18 protein-coding genes are annotated in these 16677 nt (G+C 41.1%); 12 read left to right on the forward strand and 6 right to left on the reverse strand.

Features of this window, described 5'->3' with window-relative positions; translation table 11 throughout:
• Positions 1-7: 7 nt before the first annotated feature.
• Genes F3J02_RS04890 through F3J02_RS04910 form a run of 5 tightly spaced genes read left to right on the forward strand, consistent with a single transcriptional unit; the run spans position 8 to position 7716 of the window.
• The gene (locus F3J02_RS04890) at positions 8-1825 is read left to right on the forward strand and encodes an ABC transporter substrate-binding protein (RefSeq protein WP_416224641.1); all 1818 of its coding nucleotides are present in this window, start codon (positions 8-10) and stop codon (positions 1823-1825) included.
• A 25-nt stretch (positions 1826-1850) separates the two neighbouring features.
• Positions 1851-3869 carry a M3 family metallopeptidase gene (locus F3J02_RS04895; RefSeq protein ID WP_167247984.1) on the forward strand — a complete coding sequence of 673 codons (2019 nt, stop codon included), beginning with the start codon at positions 1851-1853 and terminating at the stop codon, positions 3867-3869.
• Positions 3870-3881: 12 nt separating this feature from the next.
• Positions 3882-4820 (forward strand): ABC transporter permease, encoded by a 939-nt coding sequence (locus F3J02_RS04900; RefSeq protein ID WP_004655290.1) that lies wholly within the window; start codon positions 3882-3884, stop codon positions 4818-4820.
• Between the two features lie 10 nt (positions 4821-4830).
• Complete coding sequence (locus F3J02_RS04905; RefSeq protein ID WP_167247985.1) at positions 4831-5973, forward strand: ABC transporter permease; 1143 nt, start codon at positions 4831-4833, stop codon at positions 5971-5973.
• A 12-nt stretch (positions 5974-5985) separates the two neighbouring features.
• Complete coding sequence (locus F3J02_RS04910; protein ID WP_167247986.1) at positions 5986-7716, forward strand: ABC transporter ATP-binding protein; 1731 nt, start codon at positions 5986-5988, stop codon at positions 7714-7716.
• A 54-nt stretch (positions 7717-7770) separates the two neighbouring features.
• Here F3J02_RS04910 and rluB read toward each other — a convergent pair whose 3' ends face one another.
• Genes rluB through F3J02_RS04925 form a run of 3 tightly spaced genes read right to left on the reverse strand, consistent with a single transcriptional unit; the run spans position 7771 to position 10151 of the window.
• Positions 7771-8718, reverse strand: a complete 948-nt coding sequence (gene rluB / locus F3J02_RS04915) for a 23S rRNA pseudouridine(2605) synthase RluB (RefSeq protein WP_167247987.1) — start codon at positions 8716-8718, stop codon at positions 7771-7773.
• A gap of 42 nt (positions 8719-8760) precedes the next feature.
• Positions 8761-9360, reverse strand: coding sequence for an SMC-Scp complex subunit ScpB (gene scpB / locus F3J02_RS04920; protein ID WP_167247988.1), 600 nt, complete (start codon positions 9358-9360; stop codon positions 8761-8763).
• Positions 9357-10151 carry a segregation and condensation protein A gene (locus tag F3J02_RS04925; RefSeq protein ID WP_167247989.1) on the reverse strand — a complete coding sequence of 265 codons (795 nt, stop codon included), beginning with the start codon at positions 10149-10151 and terminating at the stop codon, positions 9357-9359. Before F3J02_RS04925 ends, scpB begins: the two co-directional genes overlap by 4 nt.
• 246 nt (positions 10152-10397) lie before the next feature.
• Here F3J02_RS04925 and F3J02_RS04930 point away from each other — a divergent pair, with 246 nt between their 5' ends.
• Positions 10398-11114, forward strand: coding sequence for a GNAT family N-acetyltransferase (locus F3J02_RS04930; protein ID WP_167247990.1), 717 nt, complete (start codon positions 10398-10400; stop codon positions 11112-11114).
• Positions 11115-11122: 8 nt separating this feature from the next.
• Here the strand turns inward: F3J02_RS04930 and F3J02_RS04935 are convergent, their stop codons facing one another.
• From F3J02_RS04935 to F3J02_RS04945, 3 genes are all read right to left on the reverse strand, one after another.
• The gene (locus F3J02_RS04935; RefSeq protein WP_167247991.1) at positions 11123-11392 is read right to left on the reverse strand and encodes a hypothetical protein; all 270 of its coding nucleotides are present in this window, start codon (positions 11390-11392) and stop codon (positions 11123-11125) included.
• Positions 11393-11413: 21 nt separating this feature from the next.
• On the reverse strand, positions 11414-12031 hold the full coding sequence (locus F3J02_RS04940) for an L-threonylcarbamoyladenylate synthase (protein WP_167247992.1): 618 nt from the start codon (positions 12029-12031) through the stop codon (positions 11414-11416).
• A gap of 88 nt (positions 12032-12119) precedes the next feature.
• The gene (locus F3J02_RS04945) at positions 12120-12782 is read right to left on the reverse strand and encodes an elongation factor P hydroxylase (RefSeq protein ID WP_167247993.1); all 663 of its coding nucleotides are present in this window, start codon (positions 12780-12782) and stop codon (positions 12120-12122) included.
• Between the two features lie 96 nt (positions 12783-12878).
• Here F3J02_RS04945 and F3J02_RS04950 point away from each other — a divergent pair, with 96 nt between their 5' ends.
• The 6 genes from F3J02_RS04950 (at position 12879) to lysM (ending at position 16627) form a co-directional block, all read left to right on the forward strand.
• Entirely contained in the window at positions 12879-13442 is a 564-nt protein-coding gene (locus F3J02_RS04950) for a YceD family protein (RefSeq protein ID WP_167247994.1), read from the forward strand.
• 74 nt (positions 13443-13516) lie between these two features.
• Entirely contained in the window at positions 13517-13702 is a 186-nt protein-coding gene (rpmF, locus tag F3J02_RS04955) for a 50S ribosomal protein L32 (RefSeq protein ID WP_004638135.1), read from the forward strand.
• A gap of 197 nt (positions 13703-13899) precedes the next feature.
• A complete protein-coding gene (gene fabD, locus F3J02_RS04960; protein ID WP_167247995.1) occupies positions 13900-14892 on the forward strand; it encodes an ACP S-malonyltransferase in 993 nt (330 codons plus the stop codon).
• Positions 14889-15623, forward strand: coding sequence for a 3-oxoacyl-ACP reductase FabG (fabG, locus tag F3J02_RS04965; RefSeq protein WP_167247996.1), 735 nt, complete (start codon positions 14889-14891; stop codon positions 15621-15623). Before fabD ends, fabG begins: the two co-directional genes overlap by 4 nt.
• 86 nt (positions 15624-15709) lie before the next feature.
• Entirely contained in the window at positions 15710-15946 is a 237-nt protein-coding gene (gene acpP / locus F3J02_RS04970; protein ID WP_004655272.1) for an acyl carrier protein, read from the forward strand.
• A gap of 207 nt (positions 15947-16153) precedes the next feature.
• Positions 16154-16627 carry a peptidoglycan-binding protein LysM gene (gene lysM, locus F3J02_RS04975; RefSeq protein WP_004804950.1) on the forward strand — a complete coding sequence of 158 codons (474 nt, stop codon included), beginning with the start codon at positions 16154-16156 and terminating at the stop codon, positions 16625-16627.
• Positions 16628-16677 lie beyond the last annotated feature (50 nt).

Raw genomic sequence — 16677 nt, forward strand, 5'->3', positions numbered from 1 at the left:
TGCATTTATGATGAAGCAAAATTTTAAACTTTCGATACAAGATTACGGTTTGGCATTGTTATTGGGGACCAGCTTAAGTTTGGGGGTAACGAGTGTAGAAGCAAAAAGCCCAGCCGATCCAAAAAAAGTACTGCGTTATGCTTTTCCTGTAGCGGAAACTGGTTTTGATCCTGTGGCAACGCAAGACTTATATTCTGCCCATATTCTTCATTCGGTATTTGAAACCCTCTATACCTATGATTATTTAGCCTCACCAGCCAAGTTAATACCGAGAACCGCAGTTGCACTGCCTGAAGTCAGTGCGGATGGCCTAACCTATACGATTCGGATTCAGAAAGGCATCTATTTCACACCTGATCCTGCATTTAAGGGTAAGCCACGTGAGTTAACTGCGGCAGATTATGCGTATTCATTTAAACGATTAATTGATCCAAATCTACATTCTCCAAACAGTTGGTTGTTCGAAGATAAAATCGCTGGAATAGACACGCTTATTCAACAGGCCAGTAAAACAGGAACATTTAATTACGATCAGCCAATGGCTGGGATACAAACACCTGATCGTTATACTTTGGTCATTCGTTTAAAAGAACCGAATCATAATTTTCCGATGCTCTTGGCGCATCAACCGACGGGTGCAGTAGCACGCGAGGTAATTGAAAAATATCGTGATAAAGCGGGCTATGTGATGGGACGCCCTGTAGGAACAGGTCCTTATATGCTGTCACATTGGACACCAGGTTCACGGATTATTTTGAAGGCAAACCCAGATTATCGTGGTTTTACATGGGATTTTAAGGCCAGCAGTCCAGAAGATCAAAAAATCGTACAACAAATGCAAGGCAAGAGAATGCCGCAAATTGGTGTTGTCGATATTCAGGTGATTGAAGAATCACAATCAGGTTGGTTATCGTTCCAAAAAGATGGTCTGGATTTATTTACGCTGGATGGTGAATTACCTGTACAAGCACTCCAAACGGATGGCAGCTTAAAGCCAGAGTTAGCCAAGAAGGGCATTCAACTGTCTCGTATTTCTGACCCATCGATTGATTATCTGTACTGGAATATTCAAAACCCTGTGGTTGGTGGTTTGAGTAAAGACAAAATCGCATTGCGCCGTGCGATGTCGATGGCCATTTCTAAGGATAAATTTATTAGTATCTTGGCCAAAGGGAATGCCAAAAAACTCGAATCTCCGATTCCCTTTGGCGTAGCTGGATACGATCCAAATTACAAAAGCAGCATTCCTTATTCTGTTAAAGCTGCAAACTTACTACTCGATCGTTACAACTACAAAGTCGGGAAAAATGGTTGGCGGACTTTACCTGACGGAAAGCCTTTAGTCATTGAGTTTATGCCTTCCAGCAGCAGTGCACGTAGCATGCAAATGGCGGAGTTGCTCAAGAAAGATTTGACCAGCATTAAAATTAATATGGTGTCCAAACCTGTACCTTTTGCTGAAGGCTTAAAAGCAGAAAAACAATGTAAGACCATGTTCAAGGCATCGGCTTGGGTGGCTGATTATCCAGATGCAGATAATTTTGTGCAGTTGTTCTATGGCAATAATATTCACGCAACCAATCATACCTGCTTTAAATTACCTGAATATGACCGTTTATATGAGCAATCACAAAAGCTTGATGATGGTCCTGAACGGGATCTGTTGTACCGCAAAATGTCACGACTGTTAGAGTTTTATAATCCTGTGCAATTCATTTCCACGCGTTATCGCAATGTCGTCGTACAGCCTCGTGTCATTGGTTATAAGAAGCATCCAATTTTGCCAGCAGAATGGATGTATATCGATATTCAAGATAAGAGATAAGCAACAAATTAAATTGGAGAGAAAAATGGCGAAAAAAACGTTGAAGTTATCGACACTGGGTCTGTTATCAATAGCGGTTGCGGGAATGAGTCAATGCATATGGGCTGAAAGCACACGAACAACTTTACCGATTTTAAAAACGGCTGATAGTGCCCAATGGTGTGATGCCAATTTACAAACATTAAAGCAACGTATTGCTCAACTGGAAAAACAAAATATTAAGCCCCAATCTGATGCAGCTCCTGTGTTGGCGGAATGGGATCAGTTGATGGCAAGTTTTGAGGATTTTGCAGGGCCAATTAGCTTATATAGCAATGTTGATCCAGATGCTAAATTACGCCAAGCGGCTGAAGATTGTGAAGTCAAACTCAATCAACTACAAACTGAAATCTATCAGAACCCGAAGTTGTATCAACGCTTTAAAAACACAAAAGCCAACGATGCAATTGATACCAAGTACCGCCAAGATATTCTTGATGCCTTTGAAGATACTGGGGTACAGCTCCCAGCTGCAAAAAGAGCACGGGTCAAAACTATTTTTGATGAGCTCACCAAGCTTTCACAAGAGTTTTCTCGCAATATTCGTGATAATCCAGAAAAATTAGAATTTACACCTGCTGAGTTAAAAGGCTTACCAGACAGTTATATTTCAGGCCTAAAGAAAAATGATAAAGGCAATTATTTACTAGGTTTTGAATATCCAGAATACCAACCTTTTATGGAGCTGGCGGACAGTGATGATGCACGTAAACGTTATCAAACCGCATTTACACGTCGTGGTACAGAAAAGAACTTGGTTTTACTCAAACAAATTATTGACTTACGCTATGAGTTGGCGCAGTTGTTTGGTCAGCCAAGTTATGCTGATTGGGCTTTAAAGAAGCGTATGGCGAAAACGCCAAAAACGGTCAACACTTTCTTGGCCGATGTACATAAAGTCGTTGCACCACTAGAGCAAAAAGAGGTGGAAGAATTACGTACTTTTAAAGCCAAGACTTTAAACACAACTGTAGAAAAAGCTGAAATTAACCGTTGGAATGTGGGTTATTGGAGCGAGAAATTACGTAAAGATAAGTATCAGATCGACCAAGAAAAACTGCGCGAGTATTTCCCAACCTTAGCTGCACAAAAGTGGTTATTTTCGATTTCTTCTGATCTTTATGGCATTGAATTCAAGCCAGCCAAAGTCGCTGCATGGCAAGATGAAGTGGAGTATTACGATGTCACTGACAAAAAAACAGGCGAAGTCCTGGGTGGCTTGTACATGGATAAATTCCCACGTGAAGGCAAGTACGGGCATGCAGCGGTCTGGGGTGTCTATGGTGGCAGTACGCTGAGTAAGCGTAAACCAATTTCAGTCTTGGTCACTAACTTTAACCGCAAAGGTTTAAATAGTGATGAATTGGAAACCTTTGTGCACGAGTTTGGTCATGCCTTACATGGCATTTTATCAAAAACTCGTTATTCAGGTCAGTCAGGCACATCGGTAGAGCGCGACTTTGTTGAAGCACCATCACAAATGTATGAAGAGTGGGCACGTCGTAAAGAGACCTTATCGAAAGTGGCTGACTACTGTGATCCAGCTTGTCCGCGCGTTGACGATGCACTGATTGAGCGTCTTAAATCAGTACACAATTATGGGCGTGGTATGCGTTATGCACGTCAAACGCTTTATGCACAATATGACATGGCTTTACATGGTGCGGATGCATTTAAAGTACAACCGATGGGTGTCTGGGAAAAAATGGAATCGGCAACCGCATTGGGTTATGTACCGAACACCGAGTTCCCAGGGCAGTTTGGACATTTGATGGGCTATCAAGCGGGCTATTATGGTTATATGTGGTCTGAAGTATTGGCCTTGGATATGTTATCGGCTTTTGGCGACAATTTGAATAATCCAGAAGTAGGGCAACGCTACCGTCAAACTATTCTGTCACAAGGTAGTCAAAAGAATGCAGCGCAACTGGTCAAAGACTTTTTAGGCAGAGAGCCAGATAACAAAGCCTTCTTTAATGAAATTACAGGTCAACGGGTCAAATAAGGATTTGCCATTATGCTTGCTTATGTCGTGCGCAGACTATGGCAAATGATCCCGACCATGTTGGGTGTCATTCTGCTGATTTTCTTCTTGTTTAACTGGGTGGGGGGCGATCCTGCATATATTTTGGCAGGAAAAATGTCGAACCCAGAGCAAATCGAAAACATCCGTAAACAGTTAGGAGTCGATCAACCTTATTATGTGCAGCTGTGGATTTTCATTAAACAGATTCTGACTTTTGATTATGGTGCGAGTTGGAGTACGGGTGAATCAGTCTCTCAGATTATCTTGACTCGTTTAGGGCCATCGTTGACGTTATTGATTCCACTCACGATTTTACAAACGGTGATTTCAATTATCTTGGCATTGGCGGTTGCATCGGTTCGTGGTTCATTGACAGATCGTATGGTGATGATGCTCTGTACCATTGGTATGTCGATCAGTATCTTGGTGTATATCATCGTTTTCCAATATGTTTTGGCATATCAGTTAAGTTGGTTCCCAGTACAAGGTTGGAGTGATAGCTTTAGCCAAAATCTATTTCATTATGCGCTGTTGCCGATCTTAATTATGTTGGTGGTCAGTATTGCCCCAACGCTACGTTTATATCGCAGCTTCGTATTAGACGAAATTAACCAAGATTATGTGCGGACTGCACGTGCCAAAGGTGTGGGTGAGTCGCGTGTACTTGGTGTGCATGTATTGCGTAATGCCTCAATTCCAATCGTCACTGAAGTGATGGCTAGCCTGCCAGCGCTACTCATTGGTGCTTTCCTGATTGAGCGATTCTTTGGTATTCCAGGCATAGGACGGGAAATTATTATTGCCGTTGAGCGTAGCGACTTTCCTGTGATTAAAGCGATTACAGTGTATATCGCTGCTGTTACCATGATTTTTAACTTGATCGCTGATCTGATTTATAAGCTCCTCGATCCTCGTGTACAGTTGAAGTAGGAGGATGACGATGCTCAGTACAATTTTTAAAGGCAAAAGCTCCTCAAATGAATCATCTGCTTCAACAGGACTCTGGCATTTGGCTCTGAATCGGCTGAAATCAGATCGGATCGCCGTGGTTTCTTTTCTAGTGGTGTTGTTTTATTTCATCCTACTCGCTTTATCTATGACGGGAGTAATTGCCTCTAACTGGAATAAAGAAGTTGCTGTCAGTTACGCACCACCGACATTTTTAGGTGCAGATACTGAGTCTGATCAAATTAATGCAAATACTGAAAGCACAACAGCTTTGCCTGAAAATCCAGTTGATCCTCTAAAAGATATTATTCAACAACTCAATACCGAAATTCAGGCTGAACAACAAGCTGGAGCTGTAATTGATGATTATGGCATGGTCGATCCGCTGGCTGAGGATATCAAACAGATTGATCAGCAGTTAGGTGGACATCTCCTTGATCAAAAGCAAGAGTTAAAAACTACTTTGCCTTTTGGGGCGGATAAGTGGGGACAAGATGTTTTATTAAAGACTATTAAAGGGGCTGAAACGTCAATTTTAGTCGGCTTACTCTCTGCATTATTGGCAGTGGTGATAGGTACTTTCCTTGGCGCAATTGCTGGATATTTTGGCGGTTGGGTGGATGATGTTCTAAATTGGTTCTATAACATTTTCACCTCGATTCCTTATCTGTTATTGGTATTGGCCATTGCGGCAGTACTACAACAAAAAGGGATTCTGTCGATTGTGCTGATTTTAGGTTTAACCGGTTGGACTGGGGTATTCCGTTTAATTCGTGCTGAATACATGAAACACAAATCGCGTGAATATGTACTTGCAGCCAAAGCCATTGGAGTCAGTCATTTACGTCGGATGTTTGTACATATTTTCCCCAATGTCAGTCATATCGCCTTGGTACAGATTTCGATTCTGGTGGTGTCATTTATTAAATCAGAAGTGATTCTGAGCTTCCTTGGTTTTGGTGTACCTGTTGGGGTGGTGTCTTGGGGCAGTATGCTGAATGAAGCGCAAAGTGAATTGATCTTGGGCAAATGGTGGCAATTGGCAGCGGCATCAATTGCCATGGCTGTATTAGTCACAGCATTCTCGATGTTTACTGATGCATTACGTGATGCATTAGATCCTAAGTTGAAATAGCGGAGAGACAAAATGCAATATCAGAATGAAACGCTATTACGTGTCGATAATCTCCGTGTCAGCTTTAAAGGAGAAAATAAACAATGGATCGAAACAGTCAAAGGAATTTCATTTTCGATTCCTAAAAACAAAACTGTGGCTTTGGTTGGCGAATCTGGCAGTGGTAAATCGGTCACGTCCTTGGCGGTGATGGGGTTGCTGCCAAAAGGGCAAAGCCAAATTGCTGAACAGAGCCAGATTCGCTTTGAAGGTAAAGATTTACTCAATTTATCTGCCAAAGAGATTCGGAAGGTTTGCGGTAAGGAAATTGCCATGATTTTCCAAGAGCCTATGTCATCTTTAAATCCTGTCTTTACAGTGGGAGATCAAATTGCTGAGGTATTGCGTATCCATTTAGGCATGGGGCGTAAGCAAGCCAGGACACGCGTAATTGAGTTACTGAAGGAAGTGGGCATTCCAGCGCCTGAAACCAAGATTGATGCTTACCCGAGTCAGCTTTCAGGTGGTCAGCAACAACGGGTGATGATTGCGATGGCAATTGCCTGTGAGCCAAAGTTATTGATTGCAGATGAACCGACCACTGCTTTGGATGTCACCATTCAAAAGCAGATCATTGATTTGTTGGAATCTTTACGCCAACGCCATGAAATGTCGATGCTATTTATTACCCATGATTTAGCATTGGTGGGAGAAATTGCCGATGAAGTGATTGTAATGCGGCATGGTGAAATTCGTGAATGTGGTCCAGTTGAACAAGTACTGGAGCAGCCCAAAGATGTGTATACCCGCGCTTTGCTGCATTGCCGCCCGCAATTGTCGACCCGTCCATACCGTTTACCTGTGACCAGTGATTTTATGCAGCAGGATGAAAATGGACAACTGATTGAAGCCACCAATCTGTCCGATTTAAATCTGAAACAGCGTGTCCGTGGTTTGTCTGGTGATGAGCCGATTGTGCTTGATGTTAAAGATCTGAAAAAGTCGTTTTATAGCCGTAAGGGCTTGTGGGGGCGAGAAGAATTTCAAGCCGTTAAAGGTGTCTCTTTTCAATTGGCGAAAGGTAAAACCCTTGGTCTGGTCGGTGAGTCAGGTTCAGGTAAAACCACCATTGGTTTGTTGCTGATGCGCTTGCATGAAGCAACAGGTGGACAAGCCTTGATTGGTGGTAAAGATATTCTGGCGATGAGTGAGAAAGAGTTTTGTCAGTATCAACGCAAAATTCAAATCATTTTCCAGAACCCTTATGCTTCACTCAATCCACGCTTTACCATCGGGCAGATTTTATTGGAACCGATGCGGATTCATGGCATTGGTCAAAACGATGCTGAACGTAAAAAGATTGCATTGGAACTGTTGGAACGCGTGAGTTTACCAACACAAGCCTATGATCGTTATCCGCATGAGTTTTCTGGTGGGCAACGACAACGAATTGCAATTGCACGGTGCTTAACTTTGAAACCAGAGATTTTAATCTGTGATGAATCAGTTTCTGCACTGGATGTTTCAGTACAGGCACAGGTACTCAATTTATTGCAGGATTTACAGGATGAGTTTGGTCTGAGTTATATTTTTATTTCACATGATTTATCTGTCGTGAAATATATTTCTGATCAAGTAATGGTGATGAATCATGGCGAACTGGTTGAAATTGCCAACTCAGATGAACTTTATTTACATCCACAACATGAATATACCAAGAAGCTGCTGAATGCGATTCCGCAAGGTATTGTTCAGCTTATTTAAAACCAATAAAAAAACGCTCTATTCAGAGCGTTTTTTTATGATCAGCAATAAGAATTAGAACTTCTTAAAACCTTTGTTAAAACCAATGGTCTTACGGTTATTACTATTGTTGCTATTACCGCTTGGGCGTTGTTGCTGTGACTGATCTTGCTCATCATCACGACGTTGCTGACGTAGGTAGCCACCACGACGTGCCGCCATTGGCTTTTCAGACATACGTTCAGTACGGCGTTTTGCCATACCGAATAAACCTGTGCCTTGACGTGGTTTTAACTCAACAGATTTTGCCAAGTTATCGATATCTGTTTTATCCAATTCCATCCAACGACCTGTACGTAGCTCACGTGGTAAAATCACAGTGCCGTAACGGGTACGTAATAAACGGCTGACTTTCAAGCTTTGTGATTCAAAGATACGACGAACTTCGCGATTACGACCTTCTTTAACCACCACTTGATACCAACGGTTAATACCATCACCACCAATTTCTGAGAATGATTCAAACTTGGCTGGACCATCTTCAAGTTCAACGCCTTTCAGCATGTTATTGCGAATTTGTGGTGTTACTTCACCCATCACGCGAACTGCGTATTCACGCTCAACTTCATTTGACGGATGCATTAAACGGTTAGCGAGCTCACCATCATTAGTGAATAGTAATAAGCCAGTACTGTTAATATCCAGACGACCGACCATCACCCAACGATCATTGGCAATTTGAGGTAAATGATCAAATACTGTTGGACGCTTTTCAGGGTCATTGCGTGAACAAATTTCACCTTCTGGCTTATAGTAAATCAATACGCGACGGCGAATTTCATCTTCAATTTGGAATTGTACTTTACGACCATCGATACGAAGTTCATCACCTGGTTCGATACGTTCGCCAACTTGGGCAATCTGACCATTGATGCTGACACGACCAGCAGCAATGACTTCTTCCATATAGCGACGCGAGCCTAACCCGACTCTCGCTAAAACCTTTTGTAATTTTTCACTCATGACAGCACAACCTTAGACATAATGATCAACAGTTCACCTTTCTCAGGACTTCGGCGCATGTGCGTCGAGTGTCATGAATGCTTCCTTGGCGTTCTGCAGGGGAGGCAATTGACCTAGCGAAGCTAAGCCAAATGCATTTAAAAATTGGGGCGTTGTGACTAACAACGCAGGTCTTCCAGGTAAATCTCTGAAACCAGCTTCTTTGATCCAGTTCCAGTCAAAAAGCGTTCTTAAATTTTGGCTATTGTTGGATACACCACGAATCTGCTCAATATCGGCACGTGTGACTGGTTGATGGTAAGCAATCACTGCGACAGTTTCGAGTAAGGACGGTGATAACTTGGTTGGGCGCTCTGGCCAAACCTGTGCAATAACATTTCGATATTTGGCACGTACTTGAAAGCGAAAACCTTGTGCCGTTTCAATCAACTCGATTGAACGACCATGCTGTAACATTGCCAGTTGCTGTAAAAATGTACGTAATTGCTGCTTATTATATTGGTTTTGAAATGCTTCTTTTAGACGTGCAAGAGAAACTGGCGAGTCACTGGCGAATAAAATCGCTTCAAGTTGTAATAAAACTTCATGATGAATGTCTTCAAATGACATCCCTTCATTTTGCTCAAATTGATCAAAACTCATGCAGTAACTCCTTGAATAGTTAAAGGAGCTTCAATGCCTGTATGGATAATCTGAATTTTTTGCTGACGTGTAAGTTCAAGTACCGCCATAAAAGTGACCACCATTCCCATACGGCCTTGCATGGGATTTAATAACTCAATAAAACTCAATACCTCACCTGATGCAAGTTGGCTTTCAATAAAGGCAATACGTTCTTCTAATCGTACAGGTTCTTGCGCTACCACATGGGTAATCGGTTCTGGGCGGTTGAATACGCAAAATAAAGCATCATGTAAGGCTGCAACATCATAGCCTTCATAGATCGGGGCAATATGACCAATACTCACGTTAGCACTAAAAGTATCGCGTTCGAAGATGGGCATTTGTCCCAATCGTTCCGCAGCTTGCTTAATACGTAGATAAGTTTCTAAACGGTCAATTAACTCTTGTTTTGGATCTTTTTCAAATTGATCAACAGCAGCTGGTTTTGGTAGAAGTAAGCGTGACTTTAGGTCCGCAAGCAATGCTGCCATCACCATATAATCTGCCGTCAGCTCAATATTCAGCGATTTCATGCTATCCATGTAAGACAAATATTGAGTGGCAATCGGAGAAATATCGACCTGTAATAAATCAAAGCCATTTTTTTGAATCAGGTAAATCAGAAAGTCTAAAGGACCTTCAAATTGTTCCAGTAAAATTTCAAACGCAGCAGGCGGTATATATAAATCTTCAGGTATGACTTCTTGCCACTCGTCAAGCACGCGAATGGAAGGAGTGGACTCCAAAGTTTGGGGGAGAATTTGGTTCATTACCGTTATAAGCCACGCGAATTTTCAAAAGCATGAAAGATATAATTTTTTGTGCAAAGAGAGGCACATGCTACCAAGAGCAGGACTATTCTAATCGAAATTGCCAATTTAATAAATTACCCACTTACAAAAACCTTAAAGTTCTCAGGGTATTTTCTATATTTATGCAAGATTACATAGGTCATAGAAAAAACTTATGCTTAAATTAGCAGCAAATGTCATTTTTTATTTAAATTATAAAGCGCCATGAAACATTATCTAAAAACACAACAGAATCAATTTGGGCAAACTGTAGGATTTGCGATTGATCATCAACCTAACCAACTGATTCAAACTAATTTAGATGGGCAATCGGTCAAATTGATTCATATTGCTGGTGAAATCTCTGATCAGGCTGCAAGTCAAGTTTGGGAAGCTGTTGCAACGGAAGAAAATGCTGCCTGTTGGACGTATTTGCCTTATGCAGCACCACAAAGCCAAGTTTCACTAAAACAAGATTTGCAAAATTTATTTGGTTTTAAAGGTTCGACTCATTTTTTAATTGAAATTGATGGCATGATCCAAGGTTGGATTGCTTTGTTAAACCCAAGGTTAGAGCAGGGTGCCATTGAAATTGGTAATGTTTATTTTTCCCATAAAATGAAAAAATCCAAAGCCTCTACTGAAGTGATATTCCTACTCTTACAACAATGTTTTGCTAATGGTTTTAGACGAGTTGAATGGAAATGCGATGATTGTAATGCACCCTCTAAAGCTGCAGCCTTACGTTTCGGGTTTCAGTATGAAGGTTTATTTCGTCAAGATCGGATGACGAAAGGGCATAACCGTAATACGGCATGGTTTTCTATCATTGACGAGGAATGGCCTGCATTAGAAAAAATCTATCAACAATGGCTCAGTCCAGATAATTTTGATGCACAGGGTTTTCAGAAACAGCGATTGTCTGATTTTAATGTAATTTGATTCAGATACTAGGCATCATAAATTGCATATTCGATAATGCGTTGACATTGATCTCGAATGCACAAATTTTGACTTTCTAAATCTGTAAATAGTTCTTTTACTAAAAGAGCTTCTAAAAAATATTCAAAAATCGAGTTGTTATACCGAACTTGTATTAATCCGTCGTGGGGCTCTGTTAAAACAAGAGCTTGTGACTCTAAGAGCCAAGGTTCAATGACATAGATTGTTTGATCATCTTGATAATCATGTATGTTCAGTAAAATTTGGAATAAATCCATTTTTTCTCTTTTATTCTAGACCTACTCAAAAGCACTGACATCACCGACACCACGACGCACAATTTCAGGATTTTCTCCAGATAGGTCGACAATACTGGTGGTGGATAAAGTACCGAAGCCACTATCGATAAACACATCAATACGTTTACCAAGCTGGTTTTCAATATCAAATGGATCATCCAGCGGATCTGTTTGATCAGGTAAAATTAGGGTACTGGTTAACAGTGGTTCACCAAGTTCTTTTAATAGCGCCTGAGCAACAGGATTACTTGGGATACGCAGACCTATGGTTTTTTTCTTAGGATGCATTAAACGTTTTGGCACTTCACTGGTCGCAGGTAAAATAAAAGTCGTAACTGCTGGCGTATTATTTTTCAGTAAACGATACATGGCGTTATCGACTTTGGCATAGGTTGCAATATCAGATAAGTCACAACACATAATCGCATACTGGTGCTTTGGCCCTAAACCACGAATTTGAGCAATCCGCTCCATTGCACTCTTATTTCCAATCTGGCAGCCTATGGCATAGGCTGCATCGGTTGGATAAACCACCACATCACCAGCACGAATACGTTCTACTGCTTGTGTAATTAAGCGAGCCTGTGGATTTTCAGGATGAATATGTAAATGCAACATTATTTTAACTCCCTGATTTATACGGCTAAATTTAGTATGAAACGTGTTAGGGGCATGTTGCAAGTCTTAGATGTGATAATTTTGTCATTTAATCAAGGTGTTCACGTTTAAATTCATCGAGTTGTAATGGTGAGCCTTGACGGATGCATAAACAGATGCAATGAATGAAATGTACGGCATCACGAGGTAATTTTGCTTCACCAGAAAAATAACGCTGTACTTGCGCAAAGACGTGATCTTTAAATTGATCTCCATTACCGCCATCGCCTGTTAAGTTATCTAGCGACACACGAAATTTTCGACCAAAGGCAGTCGCAAATAGCCATTCTATGGCTTGAGGTTTAATTTCAACTTGCTCAAACAGGGCTTGTTGTTCTGAACTTCGTCCATCGGGCGCATACCAATAACCAAGGTCGGGAAGTAGGCGACGTTGCTTGCCAGCAATGCTCCAATGGCTAATCTCATGCAGGGCACTATTAAAAAAACCATGGGCAAATTGAATTCTCGCAGACTGCTCAATTGTCGCTGGGAAATATTCTGGTTCAAATTCACCTTTAACTAGTGTGACATTATGGTGGGAAAACCAGTGATTAAAGTGTAAAATAAGCCAATCGACCTGTTCTGGTTCTGTCGTTAACTTTTGCCAAGATGAACGTTGCACTTGATCTAGCGCTAACGCAGGAACAGAGGTTGAATGGGTGCTTACGAGTAATGAAGATGTTACTTCAAGTTGCGGCTGCAACAGGTACATTGCTTAATTTACCCCGAGTTCTGTCTAAAGAAGTGCAAAATTGTATCTTAATCTTTGACAGAGTACCGATGAATTTGTAGAATTGCCGCCTTAATTATGTCAGCAAATACTTTTCCAAGCCAAATCGAGCCATTTAAATGGGCTGAACAGGGCTTTACATGGTCAGGAACACTGCCATTGTCTCGCTTTGCTCGTATTGCTCGAGAAGCTGTTGGTTCAATTGATGATCAATTGATCAACATAGACTGTAAGCTATCAATGGATATCTATCATCGTATTGTATGGTTAGATGGACATACTGAAGCAAAAGTTCCAATGGTCTGCCAACGTTGTTTGGAAGCCGTTGAAATTGAATTGGTTTCAGACTTTCATTTAGCTTTGATTGATGATGAGTCACTGATAGAGCGATTGGATGAGGATGCTGATTTCATCGTTCTAGGTGAAAGTGAATCTTCAAAAAAAGGTGATTATGATGCACCTGCAGTGATAGATTTACTCGCACTACTAGAAGATGAGCTGTTATTGTTGGTGCCTTTATCTCCTAAGCATGATGCTTGTGAGCATAAGCATCAACCTGCCACTCCAGATGTTGTCGAAGAGAAAAAGCGGGATAACCCGTTTGATGTTTTGGCAGGTCTGAAGGGTAAACTTAACTCATAATTTATGTTATAATGTTGAGTTAAGACAACTGAATTTGTTCTGATCCATTTTTTCGATCTTTGTAAGGAGCCATCATGGCCGTTCAGCAAAACCGTAAAAGTCGCTCTCGCCGTGACATGCGCCGTTCACATGACGCTTTAACCGAGAATGCATTATCTGTAGACCAAACTACTGGTGAAACTCATCGTCGTCACCACGTGACTAAAGACGGTATTTACCGTGGTCGTCAATTATTCGCTAAAGCAGCTGATGCTGAATAATTGAACTATATGCATTAAGCGTTAGCTTAAAGTATAGAAAAAATGGGAGCGAAAGCTCCCTTTTTTGTTGTTTTTCGCAATTAAAAAACGATTTAATCAATGGTAAATTGCCGCATCGGGAAAGAGTCTGTTGTCATTCTCATGTAAAATCATGAGTGTTGATGAAATTGGCGATAGACCATTTTAAGGATTTTTATATGTCGACTAAACGACTTGAGCAGGCTGCTCAAGCAACAAAAACAGCATTTGTTTTTCCAGGTCAGGGCTCGCAAAAAGCGGGTATGCTGGCTGAACTTGCAGAGCAGTTTAGTGTCGTTAAAGATACATTTGCAGAAGCATCAGAAGCGCTTGGTTTTGATCTTTGGCATATTACCCAAAGCGGTGAAGGTTTAGATCAAACTGAAAACACCCAACCGGTATTACTAACTGCAAGCATTGCTTTATGGCGTGTTTGGTTGGAGCTGGGTGGTATTGTACCGAAATACTTGGCTGGACACTCTTTAGGGGAATACAGTGCACTAGTTGCAGCAGAAGCAATGAGTTTGGCTGATGCAGTTAAGCTGGTACATTTACGTGGCAAACTGATGCAGAGTGCTGTGCCTCAAGGTGAAGGTGCAATGGCTGCAATTCTTGGTTTAGCTGATGAGAAAGTGATTGAACTTTGTCAGAAGGTCAATGTATCAGCTGCTGGAAATGGTTCAGTTGAAGCAGCAAATTATAATGCACAAGGACAAGTCGTGATTGCTGGTAGTGCGACATTGGTTCAGCAAGTCATGGCTGAAGCAAAAGAGCAATCAGGCAAAGCAATTGCATTACCTGTTTCTGTACCTTCACATTGTACGCTTATGAAACCAGCAGCAGAAAAGTTTGCAGAAGCTTTGGAACAAACTGCCATTGAGCTACCATGCCTTCCTGTAATACAAAATGTCAACGCGGAAATCGCGACAGATGTTGCTCAGTTACGTCAAGCCTTAACGGCTCAATTGTACCAATCAGTACAATGGACACGGACCATGCAGTATCTACAAGATCAGGGCATCCAGTATGTGGTTGAATGTGGACCAGGTACAGTGCTGAGTAATCTTGCGAAGCGATTACCGAACATAGAAAAAGCATTTGCCATTGATAGCAAAGCACGTATGGAAGATGCCCTAAACGCAGTGTTAGTGGCAGAAGGAAAAATTGCATGACACAACAACGAAAAGTTGCGTTAGTGACAGGAGCAAGCCGAGGTATTGGCGCAGCAATTGCACAGCAACTCATTCAAGACGGTTTTTTTGTGGTTGGTACCGCGACTTCTGAAGCAGGCGCGCAGAAACTCACAGAAAGCTTTGCTGAGCATGGAACGGGTGCAGTACTCGATGTTCGTGATGGTGAAGCGATTGATGCATTGATTTCAGATATTGAACAAAAGCATGGTTCAGTACTGGTGTTGGTGAATAATGCAGGTATTACCAAAGACAACTTGCTGCTTCGTATGTCTGAAGATGATTGGGATGACATTCTCAATATTCATCTGAAAGCCGTTTACCGTTTATCTAAGCGTGTACTGAAAGGCATGACCAAAGCTCGTTTTGGCCGCATTATTAATATTAGTTCAGTAGTTGCGCATTTTGCCAATCCTGGACAGGCGAACTATTCAGCAGCAAAAGCAGGGATTGAGGCATTCAGTCGTAGCTTAGCCAAAGAGATGGGTAGCCGTCAGATTACAGTGAACAGTGTTGCACCTGGTTTCATTGCCACTGAAATGACTGATCAGTTAAGCGAAGAGATTCGTAAAAAAATGATTGATCAAGTAGCTTTAAATCGTCTAGGTGAACCTCAAGATATTGCAGATGCAGTGAGTTTCCTTGCCAGCGATAAGGCTAGTTACATTACTGGTACAGTTTTACACGTAAATGGTGGTCTATACATGGCTTAAGTGGCGATGTATAAACTTTTAAAAAATCTTATATTCAATTAAACTAGTGGCAAATTAAAACGCCACAAGCAATGAGGAGAATTCCTGTGAGCGATATCGAACAACGCATCAAACAAGCAGTAGCTGAACAATTAGGTATGCGTGCTGAAGAGATTAAAAACGAAGCATCTTTCATGGATGACTTAGGTGCTGACTCTTTAGATTTGGTTGAACTTGTAATGTCTTTCGAAAATGATTTTGACATCACGATTCCAGATGAAGATTCAAATGAAATCACAACTGTTCAATCTGCAATCGATTACGTAACTAAGAAACTTGGTTAATCATCTTGCATGATCGAAAGCCACCGCAAGGTGGCTTTTTTGTGTTGATATGTTTTGCAACAGGATGTTTTTCATTAAGTTCTAACGCATATACATATATTTACAAGACCGCGCTAAATTGAAACTCGAGTGTTTTATTTTTTCTGTATAACTAGATGTAAGTCTATTTTGACTATTTTGCAATTAATAATTACAGAGGAAATAACAATGGGTCTTTTTGATTTTGTTAAAGGTATTGGTAAGAAAAATACAGCACCAGCAGAACCACAAGCTGCACCAGCAACACCAGCTGAACCTTCAGCTCAAGAGATTGCGAATAAATTATTAGGTTTGATTAAAAGTTTAGGTCTTCCGATTGATGGCTTATCGGTGACATATAATGGCAATACCGATACGGCAACGATTAAAGGGCAGGTTAAAACCCAAGCAGATAAAGAAAAGATTGTACTTGCTGTCGGAAATATTGATCATGTTGCCCAAGTTGATGATCAACTTACAGTGGAAACACCTGAGCCAGAAAGTAAGTTCTATACTGTGAAATCAGGAGACAATTTGTCTAAGATTTCAAAAGAATATTATGGTGATCCAAACCAATACAATAAAATTTTTGAAGCAAATCGTCCATTACTTAAAAATGCAGATGACATTTTCCCAGGTCAGGTACTCCGTATTCCACAGTAATTGATTTGAAATAAAAAAGGCGCATCTCGCGCCTTTTTTATTGAGTATTC

Source organism: Acinetobacter sp. Tr-809 (assembly GCF_011753255.1).
In the GTDB taxonomy this organism is placed as follows: Bacteria; Pseudomonadota; Gammaproteobacteria; order Pseudomonadales; family Moraxellaceae; genus Acinetobacter.